A 593-nucleotide genomic window follows, 5' to 3' on the forward strand; every position below is an offset into this window, starting at 1 on the left:
GGGATCCTGTCGTTCACCCCGCTCGGGCGGTTGGTCCGGGACCGGGCCGGGACGGCCCCGCGGCAACCGGTCGTCGTCGTCGGGGAGTATGACGACGACATGCACGCGATCGGCGCGCTGGCCGACGGCCGGGGCGCGGGCGAGATCGTCGGATACCTGGCCGACCTGGGGCACCGGCGTTTCCTTCACGTCGCGGGCCCGCCGGACTGGGCATCGGCCCGCAACCGCCGGGACGCCTATCTCGACGCGATCGCGCGACGCGGTCTCGAGTCGGCCGATGTGATCCACGGTGACTGGACGATGCGGTCCGGTTACGAGGCGGCCGCGCGTCTGCGGGAGGAGCCGGGCGTCACCGCGGTGTTCGCGGCCAACGACTACATGGCGATGGGCGTCATCCGCGGACTGCAGGACCGGGGCGTCCGCGTTCCCGAGGACGTGAGTGTGTTCGGCTGGGACGACGAGCAGTTCGCGGAGTTCCTGTCGCCGTCGATGTCCACCGTGCGCGTCGATCGCGAGGCGCAGGGCCGTCAGGCGATGCTGTCCCTGCTCGCCCTCGTCCGCGGTGAACCGGCGCCGCGCACGGAGGAGGGCCT

The 593-nt window shown here is 72.5% G+C and carries 1 protein-coding gene; it reads left to right on the top strand.

All coding sequences use genetic code 11. The annotated features are described in order from the left end of the window. Window positions 1-593: substrate-binding domain-containing protein (locus ABD841_RS40595; protein WP_344982412.1), on the top strand; the 593-nt coding region annotated here is incomplete at both ends.

It is taken from the genome of Streptosporangium fragile, assembly GCF_039534445.1.
Lineage (GTDB): Bacteria > Actinomycetota > Actinomycetes > Streptosporangiales > Streptosporangiaceae > Streptosporangium > Streptosporangium fragile.